General features: G+C 36.9%; 15 protein-coding genes. 10 read left to right on the plus strand and 5 right to left on the minus strand.

The genetic code is table 11. The features are described from left to right. From mraY to ACKU4N_RS03260, 10 genes are read left to right on the plus strand one after another with little or no spacing between them, the layout of a single operon-like run. A complete protein-coding gene (mraY, locus tag ACKU4N_RS03215) occupies positions 1-1,254 on the plus strand; it encodes a phospho-N-acetylmuramoyl-pentapeptide-transferase (protein ID WP_321320526.1) in 1,254 nt (417 codons plus the stop codon). Between the two features lie 6 nt (positions 1,255-1,260). Continuing rightward, positions 1,261-2,598: a UDP-N-acetylmuramoyl-L-alanine--D-glutamate ligase gene (murD, locus tag ACKU4N_RS03220; RefSeq protein WP_321320528.1), complete on the plus strand. Its 1,338-nt coding sequence runs from the start codon at positions 1,261-1,263 to the stop codon at positions 2,596-2,598. A gap of 9 nt (positions 2,599-2,607) precedes the next feature. Next, complete coding sequence (locus ACKU4N_RS03225; RefSeq protein WP_321320530.1) at positions 2,608-3,795, plus strand: FtsW/RodA/SpoVE family cell cycle protein; 1,188 nt, start codon at positions 2,608-2,610, stop codon at positions 3,793-3,795. Further along, positions 3,779-4,879: an undecaprenyldiphospho-muramoylpentapeptide beta-N-acetylglucosaminyltransferase gene (gene murG, locus ACKU4N_RS03230; RefSeq protein WP_321320532.1), complete on the plus strand. Its 1,101-nt coding sequence runs from the start codon at positions 3,779-3,781 to the stop codon at positions 4,877-4,879. The genes ACKU4N_RS03225 and murG overlap by 17 nt, the downstream gene beginning before the upstream one ends. Positions 4,880-4,882: 3 nt before the next feature. Further along, positions 4,883-6,256 carry a UDP-N-acetylmuramate--L-alanine ligase gene (murC, locus tag ACKU4N_RS03235; RefSeq protein ID WP_321320534.1) on the plus strand — a complete coding sequence of 458 codons (1,374 nt, stop codon included), beginning with the start codon at positions 4,883-4,885 and terminating at the stop codon, positions 6,254-6,256. After that, a complete protein-coding gene (locus ACKU4N_RS03240; protein ID WP_321320536.1) occupies positions 6,250-6,990 on the plus strand; it encodes a cell division protein FtsQ/DivIB in 741 nt (246 codons plus the stop codon). The genes murC and ACKU4N_RS03240 overlap by 7 nt, the downstream gene beginning before the upstream one ends. Continuing rightward, positions 6,983-8,245 carry a cell division protein FtsA gene (ftsA, locus tag ACKU4N_RS03245; protein WP_321320537.1) on the plus strand — a complete coding sequence of 421 codons (1,263 nt, stop codon included), beginning with the start codon at positions 6,983-6,985 and terminating at the stop codon, positions 8,243-8,245. Before ACKU4N_RS03240 ends, ftsA begins: the two co-directional genes overlap by 8 nt. 33 nt (positions 8,246-8,278) lie before the next feature. Beyond that, a complete protein-coding gene (gene ftsZ / locus ACKU4N_RS03250; protein ID WP_321320539.1) occupies positions 8,279-9,589 on the plus strand; it encodes a cell division protein FtsZ in 1,311 nt (436 codons plus the stop codon). Positions 9,590-9,635: 46 nt separating this feature from the next. Next, entirely contained in the window at positions 9,636-10,874 is a 1,239-nt protein-coding gene (gene ftsZ, locus ACKU4N_RS03255) for a cell division protein FtsZ (protein ID WP_321320542.1), read from the plus strand. A gap of 44 nt (positions 10,875-10,918) precedes the next feature. Continuing rightward, positions 10,919-11,365: a GatB/YqeY domain-containing protein gene (locus ACKU4N_RS03260; RefSeq protein WP_321320544.1), complete on the plus strand. Its 447-nt coding sequence runs from the start codon at positions 10,919-10,921 to the stop codon at positions 11,363-11,365. Between the two features lie 122 nt (positions 11,366-11,487). Here the strand turns inward: ACKU4N_RS03260 and ACKU4N_RS03265 are convergent, their stop codons facing one another. The 5 genes from ACKU4N_RS03265 to ACKU4N_RS03285 all read right to left on the minus strand — a co-directional run bounded on the left by ACKU4N_RS03265 (position 11,488) and on the right by ACKU4N_RS03285 (position 17,276). Continuing rightward, entirely contained in the window at positions 11,488-13,611 is a 2,124-nt protein-coding gene (locus ACKU4N_RS03265; protein ID WP_321320545.1) for a peptidylprolyl isomerase, read from the minus strand. Positions 13,612-13,862: 251 nt separating this feature from the next. Beyond that, positions 13,863-15,119 carry a hemolysin family protein gene (locus ACKU4N_RS03270; RefSeq protein ID WP_321320546.1) on the minus strand — a complete coding sequence of 419 codons (1,257 nt, stop codon included), beginning with the start codon at positions 15,117-15,119 and terminating at the stop codon, positions 13,863-13,865. After that, on the minus strand, positions 15,120-15,323 hold the full coding sequence (locus ACKU4N_RS03275) for a hypothetical protein (protein WP_321320548.1): 204 nt from the start codon (positions 15,321-15,323) through the stop codon (positions 15,120-15,122). Between the two features lie 41 nt (positions 15,324-15,364). Beyond that, positions 15,365-15,934: an LPS export ABC transporter periplasmic protein LptC gene (gene lptC, locus ACKU4N_RS03280; RefSeq protein ID WP_321320549.1), complete on the minus strand. Its 570-nt coding sequence runs from the start codon at positions 15,932-15,934 to the stop codon at positions 15,365-15,367. Positions 15,935-15,938: 4 nt separating this feature from the next. Continuing rightward, positions 15,939-17,276: a tetratricopeptide repeat protein gene (locus ACKU4N_RS03285; RefSeq protein ID WP_321320552.1), complete on the minus strand. Its 1,338-nt coding sequence runs from the start codon at positions 17,274-17,276 to the stop codon at positions 15,939-15,941. Positions 17,277-17,468: the final 192 nt, after the last annotated feature.

The raw sequence follows: 17,468 nt of genomic DNA on the forward strand, positions 1-17,468 counted from the left end.
ATGTTATACTATTTATTTAGGTATTTAAATCAATTGGATTTTCCGGGAGCAGGGATGTTTGAATACATCTCATTTCGGGCGGCATTAGCCATTATGACTTCGTTATTTATTGCAACTGTATTTGGGAAAAAAATCATCCTCTTATTGCAAAAGCAGCAAATTGGCGAGATTGTTCGTGATTTAGGTTTAGCCGGACAAATGGAGAAAAAGGGAACTCCTACTATGGGTGGCCTTATTATTATTCTTTCGATAATAGTTCCAGTTCTGCTGTTTGCTAAATTAGACAACATCTACATTATATTAATGCTCATTACCACAGTTTGGTTGGGATTAATTGGATTTATTGATGATTATATCAAGGTCTTTAAAAAGGACAAAGCCGGTTTAAGCGGTAAGCTTAAAGTAGCAGGTCAAATTGGTTTAGGTTTAATTGTTGGGTTAACCCTTTATATAAATGATGATGTAGTAGTTCGTGAAAAAACGACGATGTCTGAAATAGGAATTCAAACCGAATTGGTTGATGAAGGATTTACGTCTCAAGCCCCCGGATTAACCCGTTTAACAACTGATGTAAAATCAACAAAAACAACGATTCCTTTTTTTAAGAATAATGAATTTGATTATGAATCATTAGTTGCTTTTGGTGGAGAATATGCACCAATGTTGGCTTGGCTGGTTTTTATAATCATTACCATATTTATTGTTACTGCTGTTTCAAATGGTGCAAATATTACAGATGGTTTAGATGGTCTGGCGACAGGTTCGTCAGCGATTATTGGTGCCACTTTGGGAATATTGGCCTATGTATCCGGTCACGTAGTGTACGCTGATTATTTAAATATCATGTACATTCCAAACTCCGGAGAACTGGTGGTTTTTATTGCCGCTTTTATTGGAGCAACCATTGGGTTTATGTGGTACAATTCCTATCCGGCACAAGTTTTCATGGGTGATACAGGCAGTTTGTCTTTGGGAGGGATTATAGCCGTTTTTGCCATTGTTATTCACAAAGAATTGTTGATTCCTGTTTTATGCGGGATTTTTCTTGTTGAGAATATTTCTGTGATGATGCAGGTTTCGTGGTTTAAATTCACTAGAAAGAAATACGGCGAAGGCAGAAGAATTTTTAGAATGGCGCCACTTCATCATCATTACCAAATGAAAGGATATCCAGAACCAAAAATCGTTACCCGATTTTGGATCATTGGAATTTTTCTAGCCATTATAACAATTGTAACTCTAAAAATTAGATAAGTACAAATGACAAAACGAATCGTCATATTAGGTGCAGGTGAAAGTGGTGTTGGTGCTGCTGTTTTGGCAAAATCAAGAGGCTTTGATGTGTTTGTTTCAGACTTAGGAGAGATAAGTCCCAAATACAAGCTTGCCCTGAATAAATATCAGCTTGATTTTGAGGAAAAACAACATACCGAATCGCTTATATTTTCGGCAGATGAAGTTGTGAAAAGTCCGGGTATTCCTGATACTGCGCCTTTAATTGTTAAGCTGAATGAAAGAAATATTCCTGTAATTTCTGAAATTGAATTTGCAGGAAGATTCTCCAACGCTAAAATGATCTGCATTACCGGCAGTAATGGAAAAACAACAACAACTTTGCTTTTGTATCATATGCTAAAGAAGGCTGGATTGCATGTTGGTTTAGCAGGAAATGTAGGAGATAGTTTGGCCTGGCAGGTAGCTGAAAAAGATTATACGCACTATGTGGTTGAGTTGAGCAGCTTTCAGTTGGATGGGATGTATGATTTTAGGGCCAACATTGCCATATTATTAAATATTACGCCGGATCATTTGGATCGGTACGATTATAAAATGGAAAACTATATCAATTCAAAATTCAGAATATTGCAAAATATGAAATCTGAGGATTCTTTTGTGTTTTGCACCGATGATGATATCATCAAAAAGGAATTAATGAATTGTGATACTCTTGCTCAATTATTGCCATTTTCGGTTCGGGAAGTAAAAGAAATGTGCGGATGGATTGAGAATGAACTTTTAAAAATTCAATACAACGAAAATCTCTTTTCTATGGATAAAAAAGATTTGTCTTTACCTGGAATTCACAACGTTTATAATTCATTGGCATCAGGAATTGCCGGAAGCGTGCTGCAAATCCGGAAAGAAGTAATTCGCGAAAGTTTAAGTGATTTTCAAGGTGTCGATCATCGATTGGAAAAAGTGGTTCGTGTGCGGGGGATTCAATTTATTAATGATTCAAAAGCTACGAATATTAATTCTACATGGTACGCCTTGGAAAGTATGGAAGAGCCGGTAGTTTGGATTGTTGGTGGAGTTGACAAAGGAAACGATTATTCGGTTTTGGCCGATTTGGTGAAAGAAAAAGTGAAAGGTATTGTGTGTCTTGGTGTTGATAACTCTAAAATACATGCCGCTTTTGATGGCAAAGTAGATTTTATAGTTGATGCCGGATCGATGAAAGAGGCGGTGACTCAAGCATATCAAATGGCCGGTAAGGAAGAGATCGTTTTATTGTCTCCAGCTTGTGCAAGTTTCGATTTGTTCAAGAATTATGAAGACCGCGGAAATCAGTTCAAAGAAGAAGTTAGAAATTTATAAATTGAAGATATGGCGGGTTTTTTTAAGAATTTAAGCTTGAAGGGGGATAAGACCATCTGGATTATTATCTTCTTTCTGTCAATGATTTCTTTGCTGGTTGTGTATAGCTCAACCGGAACTCTTGCCTATAAAGTGAAAGGAGGGAATACATCCTATTTTTTCATTAAACAGCTGATTCTTTTGGGCGGTTGCTACATGATCATTTATGTAGTTCATCGGATTCATTTTAAGGTATATTCCAGTTCAGCCAATCTGGTTCTGATTATTTCGATCGGATTGCTCATATTGGCAAAACTCGTTGGTACAAACTTAAACGATGCTTCGAGATGGATCACGATTCCGGGAATTGGGTTCAATTTTCAACCATCGGAGCTCGCGAAACTTGCATTAATATTGCATGTTTCCAGAACATTATCACGATATCAGGCGGAGGACTCCTGCAAAAAAGAGGCATTTTGGCACATTGTTATTCCTGTAGGAATAGTGTGTTTGCTGATCTTTTTAGATGATTTTTCAACCTCTGTATTGTTGGGAGGTGTATGTTATTTGCTGATGTTCATTGGTAGAATAGCAAAAAAATATTTGTTCGGATCGGTGGGTGTTGTTTTGGCTCTGGTGATTATGCTGATTGTTATGGCACCTCTGCTTCCCAGCATCGGACGCGTTCAAACCGTGCGTAGTCGAATCGTCAACTTTTTTGATAAAGACGAGGCGAATGTAAATAATAATCAGAATTACCAGGTTGAACAAGCAAAAATTGCAGTTGTCTCCGGAGGTATTTTTGGAAAATTTCCAGGGAATAGTACACAACGGAATTTTTTACCGCATCCGTATTCCGATTTTATTTATGCCATAATTTTGGAAGAGATGGGCTGGATCGGAGGTTTTATCATACTGGCTTTTTACCTCATATTGCTGTATCGGGCCGGCTTGATTGTTCGGAAATGCAATCGGACTTTTCCTGCATTTTTGGTGATAGGATTAACTTTGAGTATTGTTTTTCAGGCATTGACCAATATGGCAGTTTCGGTTAATTTAATTCCGGTAACGGGACAACCATTACCATTAGTGAGTATGGGAGGTACGTCATTAATTTTCACAAGTGCGGCGTTTGGCATGATACTAAGTGTGAGTAATTGGGTAAATGAGGAAGAAAAATTGAATGAAGAAGCAAAATTAAATGAAGCAGAAGATTAAAATAATTGTTAGCGGAGGCGGAACTGGAGGACATATATTTCCGGCGATTTCAATTGCAAATGCTTTAAAACAAAAACATAGCGATTGTGAAATTTTATTTGTTGGAGCCGAAGGGAAAATGGAAATGGAAAAAGTTCCTTCAGCAGGATATCAAATAGTTGGATTGCCAATTCGTGGACTTCAGCGAAATTTCTCGAAGGAGAATTTGAAATTCTTTACGAGGCTTTTTAAAAGTTTGAGAAAAGCCAAGGCCATTGTTAAGGATTTTCAACCTGATGCAGTTGTTGGTGTTGGAGGATATGCCAGTGGTCCGCTTTTATATGCAGCAGCTAAAATGGGAATTCCTACCGTAATTCAGGAACAGAATTCGTATGCGGGAATAACGAACAAACTACTGGCAAAAAAAGCAAAAAAGATTTGTGTGGCTTACGAAGGAATGGAACGGTTTTTTCCTGCTGACAAAATATTATTGACAGGAAATCCTGTTCGGAAAGATTTGTTGGATATTGTTTCGAAAAAGCAGGAGGCAAAGGCTTATTTTCAGCTAAATCCTGAAAAGAAAACCATTTTAGTTGTAGGCGGAAGTCTGGGGGCAAGAACCATCAATAATAGCATGTTGGGGTCACTTTCAGCAATTTCAGATTCTGAAGTGCAGGTAATCTGGCAAACAGGAAAGTTTTACATTGAAAAGGTTCGTGAAGAGTTGAAAAAATGGGACATCCCCGGATTGAAGGTTTTTGATTTTCTGGGGAGGATGGACTTGGCTTATGCCGCAGCTGATATGGTTATTTCCAGAGCCGGAGCGGGTACAATATCAGAACTATGCCTGGTAGAAAAGCCATGTATTTTGGTACCATCACCTAATGTTTCAGAAGATCATCAAACCAAAAATGCCATGGCACTGGTAAATAAGAATGCTGCAATAATGGTAAAAGATATTGATGCTGAAAAGGAATTGGTTTTGGTGGCATTAAAATTGATAAATGATACGGATAAATTATCTGAACTTTCGGCTAATTGCAAGGCTTTGGCAAAGCCCAATGCAGCAGATGAAATTGCAGATCAAATAATAGCATTAGCATAGATTATGCGGATTAAAGATTATAAAAATATTTACTTTATAGGGATTGGTGGAATTGGAATGAGTGCAATAGCACGCTACTTTCATTCCATTGGTAAGAATGTGTTTGGTTATGATCGAATGGACACTCAGCTTACTGCAGAATTAACTGCGGAAGGTATTGGTATAACTTTTCAGGAAGGTATTGATCAAATTCCGGCACATTATCAAACTCAGGATGATACTTTAGTAGTGTACACACCTGCTATTCCTGCCAATCATTCTCAATTGATTTATTTTCAGCAGCAACAATTTAAAATTATGAAGCGATCGCAGGTTCTGGGTTTGCTTTCTGATAATTTGAATGGTATAGGCATTGCCGGAACCCATGGTAAAACTACGGTTTCAACGATCACAGCGCATATTTTTAAAACATCAGCTTTAGATTGCAATGCTTTTTTAGGAGGAATTTCCCGCAACTATCAATCCAATCTTTTACTTTCGAAGAACAGTCCTTGGATGATTCTTGAGGCTGATGAGTTTGATCGTTCATTTCTTCAATTGCATCCACAGTTGGCTGTAATTACCTCAATGGATGCTGATCATTTGGATATTTACGGCGATAAAAATGAATTGGAAAAGAGCTTTCAGGCTTTTGTTTATCAAATAAAAGAGGGGGGAATCCTTGTTTATAAAAAGGGATTGGTTCTCACTCATGATAAACTTTCGGCTTATACATATTCATTGGATGAGAAAGCAGATTTTTATGCCGAGAGTATCAAATTAGTGGAAGGATTTTACCAATTCGATTTGGTGTATCCGGATGGAACAATTAAAGATTTATTGTTCTCTTACCCAGGGAAAATTAACGTTGAAAATGCTATTGCAGCATCGGCTATGGCTCTTCTTTGCGGTGTTGAAGCCGATGAGTTGAGAAAAGCTCTTTCAACTTTTAAAGGAGTTAGAAGAAGATTTGATTATCAAATCAGAAATGAAAAAATTGTTTTTATTGATGATTATGCACACCACCCTAAAGAATTGTGGGAGAGTATATCATCAGTAAGGGAATTGTATCCTGAAAAGAAGATTACCGGAATATTTCAACCTCATTTATACTCACGGACAAGAGATTTTGCAGAAGGTTTTGCTGCAAGTTTAAATCTTTTGGATGAAGTAATACTTTTGGATATTTATCCAGCCAGAGAATTACCTATTGAAGGAGTTAGTTCTGAAATTATTTTTAAAAAATTGAAAGTGCCCGCTAAATTGTGTAGTAAAGATAATTTGGTAGAGTTACTTAGAGAGAAAGACTTTGAAGTTTTATTAACTTTAGGTGCAGGAGATATAGATAAGTTGGTTGAACCGATTAAAAATTTAATTAGCGGGCGATTGGAATGCTAAAAAAAATTGCAAACTTATTGATTTGGGTATTCTTATCAGGATACCTGATTGTAGTTTTTTCCTTTGCTAATGGCAAATCGGAGAGGCTGGTGTTTTCAGGTACACTGGTAAATGTGGTTGATAGTGTGAAAAGAGGCTTTGTTCGCAATTCTGATATTGAAAGAATCATTAAGAAAAAATATCCGGGAGTGGTAGGGACATCAATTTCCGGGGTTAATAAAGAAGTATTGGAGGATCTTATTGATAAGATTCCTTATGTGAAAAAATCAGAAGTATACAATTCACTTTCCGGCAAATTAATTGTTGAGATTAAACAACGCAATCCAATTGTGCGTATTTTATCGGGAAACGGATATTATATCGATGCTGAAGGAGAGAAAATGCCCTTGTCTTCAAATTTTACATCAAGGGTTTTGGTGGTTTCGGGGGCAGTAAATGATCAGTTGATAAAAGAAGAACTGTTTGAGTTGGTAAAATTTATTACAAATGATGAATTTTGGAAATCGCAGATCACACAAATTGATGTAGACAGAAACAAGGAGTATATTTTAATTCCTCGTGTTGGAGCTCATAAAATTGAATTGGGGAGTATTGAAAACTACAAACAGAAATTTCAAAAATTGAGTGCTTTGTATACCAAAGGATTTTCAAAAAAAGGTTGGAATACTTATAGTAAAATCAATTTGAAGTATAAGGATCAGGTAGTTTGCACAAAAAAGAATTTAAATGACTAGCAGGAATAATATCATCGCAGCTATCGATATTGGCACAACTAAAATTGTGGCCATAATGGGGGAAGTAGACGCCGATGGCAGGTTGCGGATTGTCGGTATGGAAAAAACCGTATCGAGAGGCGTTAAGAGGGGAGTGATTCATAGTATTGAAGATACAATTGGTGCTATCCGTGAGGTGGTTGATCGATTGGAGGAGAAAACAAACAAAGACTTTTCTGCAGTTTATGTAGGTATTGCCGGACAACATATAAGGAGCATAAAGAACAGACAGTTTAAATACATCCAAAATGGAATTGGTGAAATTACTAAATTGGATGTTGAGGAAATCATAAATGAGAATTTTAGGATTCCAATTGAGGTTGGCGAACAAATACTGCATGTGATTCCGCAAGATTATGTCGTCGATAAGGAAGCTGGCATTCGGAATCCAATAGGAATGGCCGGACGAAGGTTGGATGGGAATTTTAATATTATTATTGGAAGAACTGCATCTGCGCGCAATATTGAGAAATGCGTGAAGGAAGTTGGATTGGAGATTGAAGAATTGGTTTTGGAACCTTTAGCTTCTTCATTGGCTGTGTTGAGCGAAGAAGAAAAAGAGGCTGGCGTTGTTTTGGTTGATATTGGTGGAGGAACTACTGATATTACAGTTTATTTTGATGGCATACTAAGGCATACAGCCGTAATTCCTTTTGGTGGCGATATTGTTACCCGGGATATAAAGGAAGGTTGCTCGGTGCTTATAAAACAAGCCGAAGCATTAAAAATTCAGTTCGGAGAAGCTGTTGCTGATCTGGTCGACGAAGAAAAAGTGGTTACCATACCCAGTGTTGGTGGTTGGGATCCAAAGGAAATTTCTTTTAAAACCTTGGCTCAAATCATTCAATGCCGAATGGAGGAGATCATTGACAGTGTTAAGTTCCAAATCGAAATTACAGGACTGCACGATAAAATTGGTGCTGGAATCGTATTGACAGGTGGAGGTGCATTACTGAGGAATCTTGATGTGCTGACTCAAAAACAAACCGGAATAGACGTTCGCATAGGCTACCCCGGGACTTCATCTAAAATTATTTTGGATGAAACCTTAAATCAGCCAATTTATGCTACCGGAATTGGTTTGATGCTAAAAGGTTTGAATAAACCTGGTAAAAAAACTCCGAATCAGAATACAGATAAAAATAAAACAGGCAAAAAGAAAGGATTACAGAGATTTTTTAGTGCTTTGTTTGATACTGATGATTTGAAAATGTAAATAAAATATTGTAACCCTAATACTTGTGACATCATGATTGACGAATTGTTACCGGTTGATTTTGAACCTAAAGAAAAATCCATTATAAAAGTGATTGGTGTGGGTGGCGGTGGAAGTAACGCTGTCAATCACATGTTAAAAGAAGGAATCACTGGAGTCGATTTTGTAATATGTAATACTGATTCTCAGGCTTTGGAAAACAGTCAGGTGCCAATTAAGGTACAGCTTGGTAAATCACTGACTGAGGGTAGAGGGGCTGGAAACAAACCGGAAAGAGGACGGGAATCTGCACTTGAAAGTATTGATGATATCAATAAAGTTTTAAGTGAGAAAACCAAAATGATATTTGTGACTGCTGGTATGGGGGGAGGAACCGGTACAGGTGCAGCTCCTATTATTGCAGAAACAGCTAGAAAGCAAGGTGTATTAACTGTTGGAATCGTTACGATTCCGTTTCGATTTGAAGGGAAACGAAGAATTGAACAGGCGATGGAAGGAATTGCCAATCTGGAAAAGCATGTGGACGCACTTTTAATCATCAATAACGAAAAGTTGAGGATGATGTATGGTGATTTAAAATTATCGGATGCTTTCGCAAAGGCTGATGATGTTTTATCTATTGCGGCCAAAAGTATTGCCGAAATAATTACCGTTCACGGTTATGTGAATGTTGATTTTGCAGATGTGGAAACTGTGATGAGGGATAGTGGTGTTGCCGTAATGGGATCAGCTTCAGCTTCAGGTGAAGAAAGAGCCCTTCGTGCTATCGAGGAGGCACTTACATCTCCTTTATTGAATAGCAATAATATTTGCGGAGCCAGAAATATCTTATTAAATATCATCTCGGGTAAAGATGAGGTGACGATGCAGGAGGTAAGTGTGATTACCGACTACGTTCACGATGTAGTGGGCGATGAGGTTAGTATTATCTGGGGAAATGGTAATAGCGATAAGTTGGAGGATGAGTTAAGCGTTACAATCATTGCTACCGGCTTTTCTGAAAGCCCAATTCCTGAATTGACTATAGAACCTCGGAAATCAGTTCAAAATGAAGTTCCGAAATTGGAGCTGATTATTGAAAATCCTGCCGAAGCTGAGGAGATTGCTGCAATGAAGAAGCGCGAGGAGAGGCAGCGAAGAGAAGAGTTAATGAGAAAACGTTCTGAAGAAGACCGTGAGGAGTATGAGGAAGCAGAAGTGAAAAAAACGCCTGTAACTAAAAGTGCGGAGACCGTTGAATTTGAGGATGATGGAGGAGAAGAGGAACATAAAAAAGGAAGCCTCGACAATTGGTTTAAAGATAAGTTTACACAGATATTTGATAATAATGATTCTTCGATGTAGCGTTTTAAGTTGCGTGAAATCATAAAAGAGATAATTTTAGATATTAATGACTGAGGATTTAATTGATTTTAGTTTGCAGGAAAATGAATCATCGATTATAAAAGTAATCGGTGTTGGCGGAGGTGGTGGTAACGCTGTAAATTATATGTACAAGCAGGGCATAAAAGATGTGGATTTTGTGATCTGCAATACCGATGCACAGGCTCTGGAAACAAGCGAAATTCCTGTGAAAATTCAGTTGGGAGAATCGCTGACTGAAGGTCGTGGTGCAGGCAATAAGCCCGAACGGGGAGAACAATCCGCGATTGAGAATTTAGAAGATATAATTGAGGTGCTGGCTGATAATACCAAAATGGTTTTTATTACTGCAGGAATGGGGGGCGGAACAGGCACAGGTGCAGCTCCGGTTATCGCGAAAGCAGCTAAGGAAATGGGGATTTTAACAGTAGGTATTGTTACGATTCCATTTCGTTTTGAAGGGCGCCAGCGATTGCATCAGGCCATTGAAGGAATTAACAAATTAAAAGAGAATGTTGATTCGCTTTTGGTAATTAACAATGAAAAGCTAAGCGAAATTTACGGCGATTTAAAATTGTCAACAGCCTTTTCGAAGGCGGATGATGTATTGGCTACTGCAGCTAAAGGAATTGCTGAAATTATAACGCTTCATGGTTATATCAATGTAGATTTTGAAGATGTAAAAACAGTAATGACGGATAGTGGGGTCGCAGTAATGGGATCAGCTTCGGCCGAGGGTGAGAATCGTGCGGTTAATGCCATTCGTGAGGCTCTTACGTCGCCATTATTGAACAGCAATGATGTTAGAGGAGCCCGAAATATTCTCTTAAATATTAGTTCCGGTCAGGAAGAAGTTACCATGGATGAGGTGGGACAAATAACCGATTACGTTCAGGAAGCTGTTGGCGATAGTGCTTCTATTATCTGGGGAACAGGGCAGGATCTGGCTTTAGAAAATAAAGTATCCGTTACAATCATAGCAACCGGTTTCGATAATGGTTTAATTCCGGAGGAGAAGGCGGCTCCAAAAGCGACATCTTTTCAGGCTGGAAGAGGACGCAATAGTGTTGCCGATAAAATGAAAAATATTTTAGACGAAACGGAGAATGAAAAACCGGAGGAGAATAAGTTAATCTTGACCGATTTGAAGGATACTGAAATTGATGAAATTGAAAATATTCCTGCTTACAAACGAAAATTAAAGAATATAGACAACCAGAAATTTCAATCAGGTAAGGTTATTCGGTTTACTTTAGACGAAGAGTAGCCAGATAGTTAAGCATCTTATTAAAACTTAAAAAATACAGTACAATGGGTTTATTAGAACAGATCAATTCAGATATAAAAACTGCCATGAAGGCAAAGGAAAGAGACAGATTAGAAGCTCTTCGAGCTGTGAAAGCAGCCTTTACAATGGAAATGACAAAAACAGGAGCTACTGATATCGACAATGATTATGCACTTAAAATCATTCAGCGGTTGGTGAAACAACGTAAAGATTCGGCCAGTACTTTCTCTGCCGGAGGACGTGAAGATTTAGCCGGGAAGGAACTTTTGGAATTAAGCTTCTTAGAGGTTTATCTTCCTGCTCAGTTGTCTGATGAGGATCTTACAGTGGCAGTTCAGGAAATCATCACTAAAACCGGAGCTGCTTCTATCAAAGACATGGGAAAAGTAATGGGATTAGCTTCCAAAGAATTAACCGGTAAAGCCGATGGAAAAGCCATTGCTGATAAAGTTAAAGAGCTGTTGTCCTAGCTTTCAACAAGGAATTCAAGAGATGTTGCATTTGCAGCATCTCTTTTTTTATGCGCTGAATTTAACGCACAAAAAAAGCGGGATGATAAATGATCATCCCTCTTTTTAATGAGTTTTACTCTCTAATAAAACTTGTATCTTTTATCAATCACATTTGCATTGTCTTTCAATGCCTGAAATGCCTGATAGTTTGTTCTGTATTGATATCCTTGCTCTAATCTTGATTTAAAAGCCTGCACTGTAACGTCAGAAACTTCATCGCTGTTTTCGTTAGTAATAACAAGCATATAAACGCCTTGGTTACCTTTTACCGGAGATGAAATTTTACCTTTCTCCAGCATTGAAGCTGTACTTATTACTTTAGGCTCAATTCCTGCACCTGGAATCTGGAACGATTGGAAGCTAATGCCTGTTGCAGTTTTAACCTCTAAGTTTTCCTTTTGTGCCACAGAAAGCAAACTTTGAGCACCGGCACTGCTCTTTGTCATCTCATCGATAATTAGTTCAGCTTTTTTATCTTTTCTGATTTCTCTCTTAATTTCAGAAACTTTTTCTTGAATGGATGCAATTCCTTCTTCTTTGATATCCGAAAGGATAGCAACAACAAACTTGTTTCCAAATTCGAAAACTGCAGAATTATCATTATTCAACAAAATACTCTCCATATCATCAGTGTTGTAAGCAGCTCGAACAAGATCTCTTGAATTTTCCAGTCCAGGGATCAATTTCGTTTCTCTTTTAAGATTTGCTGTTCTACGACTTACCCCTTCAGCAGTAATTGCTTTCTCGAATGCATCTTTGTCAAGATTGTTTCCTGCAAATGTACGGGCTTTAGCATAAGCTGCCTGAATTGTTTTCTGACTGGCTTCAACTTTACGGTCAACAATAGCAAGTTGAACTTTTTTCACTGGCTTACTCATATTGGTAACCTGAATAACATGAGCTCCAAATTGAGTTAGAACAACTTTTACTTCATTATTTTTTGAAGAGAAAGCCGCATCGTTAAATGGCTGAACCATTTTTCCTTGAGTAAACCATCCCAAGTCACCACCATTAACAGCAGAACCTTGATCTGATGAATTTTCTTTTGCTAAAACAGCAAACTCAGCTCCTTTAGCAAGTAAAGCTTTCAAACTGTCAGCTTTTGCTTCAGCACTTTTAAAATCACCATTAACAGGACGAATTAGAATGTGACGGGCTTTTACTGAATCAGGAAGCATTTTTACTTCATTCAGCTTTGCCATTTTATACATTTCGTTTTCGAAGTAAGGGCCAAATACATCACCTTTATTTGCAGAGAACGCGAATGCGTTAAGATCAGCATTGGTAATTTCGTCTTGCTTGAAAAAGTAGGCGTTAAAATCGCTGTCGCCATTCAATTCTACAAACTGAACGTTATTGTTTTCATTTGTAAAGTCTTCTTTTAAGTCAGTAACCCATTTTTCAGTTGCTTTGTAATCTTCGGTAGAAGGCTCAACGTCAAATGATACGTATTCAATCTTTCTTGATTCTGTTTGTTTGAACAGATCTTCGTGCTTACTGTAGTAATCTCTGATTTCAGATTCACTTACATTAATAGTACTGTCAGGAATTAGATTGTAACTTTTCACGATGTAATTGAAATCTACTTTTTTACTTCCTTTCATTGCCATGTCTTTAACCAATACATTTGGCATGTAAAGACCTTTTTGAACTAAGGTGTTGTACTTAGCAAGATTTCTTTGCGTGATAATTGATTCTTCGATGTTTAACCAGTAAGCTTTTTGAGGAGTTCCGTTAGGAGCGGCAATTAATTGCTTAAGAGTTGCAACAACTTGATCTTTATCAACCAATCCGTTTTCGTTCTGAAATAACTGACGAATAGCAGGATCAATATTTCGACCTTGAACCATATCGAATAATTCCTCAGAAGAAATAGAAATTCCCAACTCATCATACTCGCGGTTCATTACAAATTCCTGAACCATCTGTTGCCAAACCTGCTCTCTTAAACGCTCAATCTGTTCCGATGGAATTGAGTTCTGTCCGGACATGAGTTTGTTGATCTCAAGACTATGATTGAATCGGTTTTGGAAATCACGAATGTTTACTGATTCCCCTGCAATTTCTGCCATCTCATTTCGTGAGTTTGCTAATAACGAACCACCCGATTTTAGAGCATCTCCAGCAATAAATGCAAGAAGAGCACCACCAATAATGATTCCTATAAAAACACCACGATTTCTTATTTTTTGTAATGTTGCCATCGAAAAAGATTTAAATATTCTTAATTAGGCTACGAATATACAAAAAAATGGGAAATGATCACTTTTTATTGCAATTGGATTACTTGCTTTTATAGTAAAATAAAAAGAGACTTGGCAGTAGTTATTTCTATCGGGAATAATATTGACCTTATCCTATTTCCAATTGCAGATGCGGGTATGTCAGGATATTTATTTTGAATATAAATAAAGCTGATTTTAATGAGGATAAAAGATTGGGAATGAAGGATATTTTATAGAATTGTTAAGCGTATTTTAATAACGCGGGTATTGCTTACTTCCAGAATTTTAAAACTGAAATTTTCAATACGAATCGTTTCATTATACGCGGGAATACTTTCGTGCGTAAAAATGAGAAAGCCGTTTAAGGTTTCAAAGTCTTCTGATACTGGAAGGTTAAGTTCATATTTATCATTTAGATAGTCTATTTCCAAACGGCCGGCGAAAATGTATTCTTTATCCGAAATTTTCTGTTCTTCTAAATCTACATCATCATGTTCATCTTCAATTTCGCCAAATATCTCTTCCATAATATCTTCAATGGTAACCATTCCCGCTGTTCCACCAAACTCATCAACCACTACGGCAACACTTTTATGTTCGCGTGTAAAAAGATTTAGTAATTTATGTGCAGGCATTGTTTCGGGTACAATAATAATATTGCTTAAGCCAGCTTTTATACTTTGTGGATTTTTAAAAATTACCGAAGAATGTATGTAACCAACAATATTGTCGATTGAATCTTTATAGATTAAAATTCTGGAGTATCCGGTTTCTATAAAACGTTGAGTCAGGGTCAAAATATCGCCATTAATTTCCATTGCCTCAATTTCATTTCGGGGCACTATGCATTCGCGCAATTTTACTTTCGAAAAATCGAGCGCATTTCTAAATATTTTGATATCATGCATCTCGTCTTCAGATATGGTTTGGGCATCATGGCCTTCCTGCACCAAATGATCCAGATCGACTTTCCCAAAAGCCTGCGTTTCTTCTTCTTCAGTAATATTGGTTTTAAAAATTTTACGAATAATGTTCTTTGATAAGAATATTGTGAACGATGTTATCGGATAGAATACAATGTAAAAAAACATTACCGGAAGGGCAAACAGGTTTAAAGCCATGTTTGGATTGATCCTAAAAAGAGTTTTGGGTATAAATTCTGCAGTAACCAGAATTAATATTGTTGAAAGAAATGTTTGAACAGCTAATATGACTGATTCTGAATCAATCCATATGGCAATAGAAGGCTCCAATAACTTAGCCATAAGAATACCATATATTACAAGGGCGATGTTGTTACCAACAAGCATGGTACTGATATAATATCCTGGATTTTGTGAAAAAATAGAAATCACCTTAGCCGAAACGGTATTTTTGTTTCGGTCAAGTTCCATTCGCAACTTGTTTGCAGCAATAAAAGCAATTTCCATTCCTGAAAAAAATGCAGATAAGGCCAACATGATAAAAATGATGATCAGCTCGTTCATTTACTTCCGGGCTTTGTTTTTCTCTTGTAATTTCCGCATGTATCTTCTCCATACATACATCAAACCAGCAATGCCGGCGATAACATAAAGCATAATACTTTCAGCAAATCCGTAATCTATCGTTTTGTGTATTGCTGCAACCAAGCCAACAATCATAACGATTAACCAGATTATTTCTAAAATAAAAGGGAGTTTTTGTTTCATGTGTTAAATGATTTTAGATGCAATATAATACGATTTTATTCTTATTGTTCTGTTTCATCATTTAAATATACTTCACCAGTAACTTTTTTGAGGGTAATCTTATCCATTTTATCATCAGAAGAAAATCCTATTCCTTCCAAAACCTGACCATCATCCGTGGTAATTCTAACATATTGGTCAGAATAAATAATTCCTTTACCTTGATCCCAATACATTAATTCGGTGTTTATGGTTTTTCCGTCATCACTAATGGCAATAACTTTATTTCTTAGTTCCCACAATTGCTCAGAGGTAAAATGTTTGGCATAATTTGCTTCAATTTGTCCGGCAATAGTTTCATCATCATCATAGGAAGTAATTTTCCCTCCTTTTGGGAAATCCTGATACTCTGTATCTTCGGTTTTCACCTCAATAAATTCAACCGCGAATGCACGATGTTTAATTCGTGTTGAATCAGTGAAAATAAATTCAACATCTTTGCCCGAACGCTCCGGGGCTTTTTCGTTACTTGTAATACTTTGTACTTCTTTAATACTGTTTTCACAAGACAAAAGCATTGTAATCCCGGAAAGGATCACAATGCTTTTGATAATATTGTTGATATTTTTCAATGTTTTATTCTGTTAATCTTGCTTTGGTTGATTCGTTAATCCAATCTCCAACTTTATAAGTATCTCCTTCTTTAATTCCTTCAAAGAAAGCTTCCTCTTTGCGAGGGAAATACTTCGAGTAAGTAGAAATTAATTCACGGGCTTCTTCTGAACAATCAGGATCTAAAGCCTTGGCTTTTATGAATTTATCAACAGCTACCCAATAAACAGCTTGTTTTTCAAGCGGACTTGATCCGTAATTTTTGCTGTAAGCAGCATAAGCTTTTCCAATCAACAAATAAGGTTGTCCCCAATTAGCTCTAAAACCGGCAGCCTTTAATGCGTTAGATTTGGCATCACTATATTTACCTTGCATTAAAAGAATTGTAGCTAATTTGAAATGAAGGTCAGCTTTAACATCAGCATCTGCTTCCAATTCTATAGACTTAACCAAGTACTCTTTACTTTTGTCAAATTCTTTTTTCTTGATAAACATCTTGGCCAAGTTGTGTGCAGCATCAGCATTTGGATCCAATTCGTATTTTCTTTCCGCAACTTCGGCATACAAAGCTCCATCTTCACATTCCTGACGATTTAGCATTCTTAAGATCTTATTGATCAGAACCAGATCATCATGGTTTGCATGAAATTTAGGTGTAAATATATTGCTCAAAGTCTCACAATCAGCAACTCCTGCAGCAAAGAAAATTTGTTCTACATTCAATCTCGCGTTGTTGATATTGTCTTTTTTAGCTGGATCACTTTCAGCATCCATTTGCTTCTTAGCCATGTCCATAAAAAGAAGGTAATTGTCGATCACCTCTTCTGCTTCGATTTGATTGTTTTGAACCAAAACTTTTGAAGCTTCCATTGTGTTGGCAATAACTTTTGCTTCAGCATTCAGTCCTTGCATTTCAATGGACTTTTTCATAATGGCATAGGCTTCTTTTACAGAAGGGATATCTTTTCCCCGGTATTGGAATAAATCACCACCTTTACGTCCAAGAATCCAACCAGTAGGATATTTACGATCCTTACCAAAATATTTAATTCGGTTATCGTAAACCATCATCAAGGTGTCTACATATTTGTCATTCTTAGTTGCGCGGTATAATCCTTCCATTATTTTCACACCATTAATATAAGTGGATTTTTGGTAGGCAGGTGCATTTTTATAAACGTATCTCCATCCAGTAAGTGCTTCTTTGTAATTTCCCTGTTTTACCATCTCGATGTAAAGGGATGCATTCAAAATTGTTTTAGCACTATCCAACCCATATTTTGATTCCAAAGTCTGTGCTTCTGCTTTAAACAGACCCGAAAACAAAAGAACTATTGTTACGATTAAAAGTCTTGTCTTCATATTACTATTTTTTTTATAATCAAGTTACTTTTTATTTCAAAACCACAAATGACATTTAGATTTGCCTGTAAAATCCCAGTATTTTAAAACAGGGTCTAAATATAACGAAAGTTTTAGTTTTGACAGAACTAAAACTGCAAAACTCATACCAAAAATTAGTACAAGCTTCGAAATTGGTTGGAACATCTATAT

It is taken from the genome of Labilibaculum sp., from assembly GCF_963664555.1.
GTDB lineage: Bacteria > Bacteroidota > Bacteroidia > Bacteroidales > Marinifilaceae > Labilibaculum.

Excerpts from the sequence above, each read along its gene's own strand:
- ACKU4N_RS03270 (WP_321320546.1), bottom strand. The coding sequence starts at position 15,119 with ATGAACGAGCTGATCATCATTTTTATCATGTTGGCCTTATCTGCATTT.
- ACKU4N_RS03285 (WP_321320552.1), bottom strand. The coding sequence starts at position 17,276 with ATGAAGACAAGACTTTTAATCGTAACAATAGTTCTTTTGTTTTCGGGT.
- ACKU4N_RS03275 (WP_321320548.1), bottom strand. The coding sequence starts at position 15,323 with ATGAAACAAAAACTCCCTTTTATTTTAGAAATAATCTGGTTAATCGTT.
- ACKU4N_RS03265 (WP_321320545.1), bottom strand. The coding sequence starts at position 13,611 with ATGGCAACATTACAAAAAATAAGAAATCGTGGTGTTTTTATAGGAATC.
- mraY (WP_321320526.1), top strand. The coding sequence starts at position 1 with ATGTTATACTATTTATTTAGGTATTTAAATCAATTGGATTTTCCGGGA.
- murD (WP_321320528.1), top strand. The coding sequence starts at position 1,261 with ATGACAAAACGAATCGTCATATTAGGTGCAGGTGAAAGTGGTGTTGGT.
- ACKU4N_RS03260 (WP_321320544.1), top strand. The coding sequence starts at position 10,919 with ATGGGTTTATTAGAACAGATCAATTCAGATATAAAAACTGCCATGAAG.
- ftsZ (WP_321320542.1), top strand. The coding sequence starts at position 9,636 with ATGACTGAGGATTTAATTGATTTTAGTTTGCAGGAAAATGAATCATCG.
- ftsZ (WP_321320539.1), top strand. The coding sequence starts at position 8,279 with ATGATTGACGAATTGTTACCGGTTGATTTTGAACCTAAAGAAAAATCC.
- murC (WP_321320534.1), top strand. The coding sequence starts at position 4,883 with ATGCGGATTAAAGATTATAAAAATATTTACTTTATAGGGATTGGTGGA.
- ACKU4N_RS03225 (WP_321320530.1), top strand. The coding sequence starts at position 2,608 with ATGGCGGGTTTTTTTAAGAATTTAAGCTTGAAGGGGGATAAGACCATC.
- murG (WP_321320532.1), top strand. The coding sequence starts at position 3,779 with ATGAAGCAGAAGATTAAAATAATTGTTAGCGGAGGCGGAACTGGAGGA.
- ftsA (WP_321320537.1), top strand. The coding sequence starts at position 6,983 with ATGACTAGCAGGAATAATATCATCGCAGCTATCGATATTGGCACAACT.
- ACKU4N_RS03240 (WP_321320536.1), top strand. The coding sequence starts at position 6,250 with ATGCTAAAAAAAATTGCAAACTTATTGATTTGGGTATTCTTATCAGGA.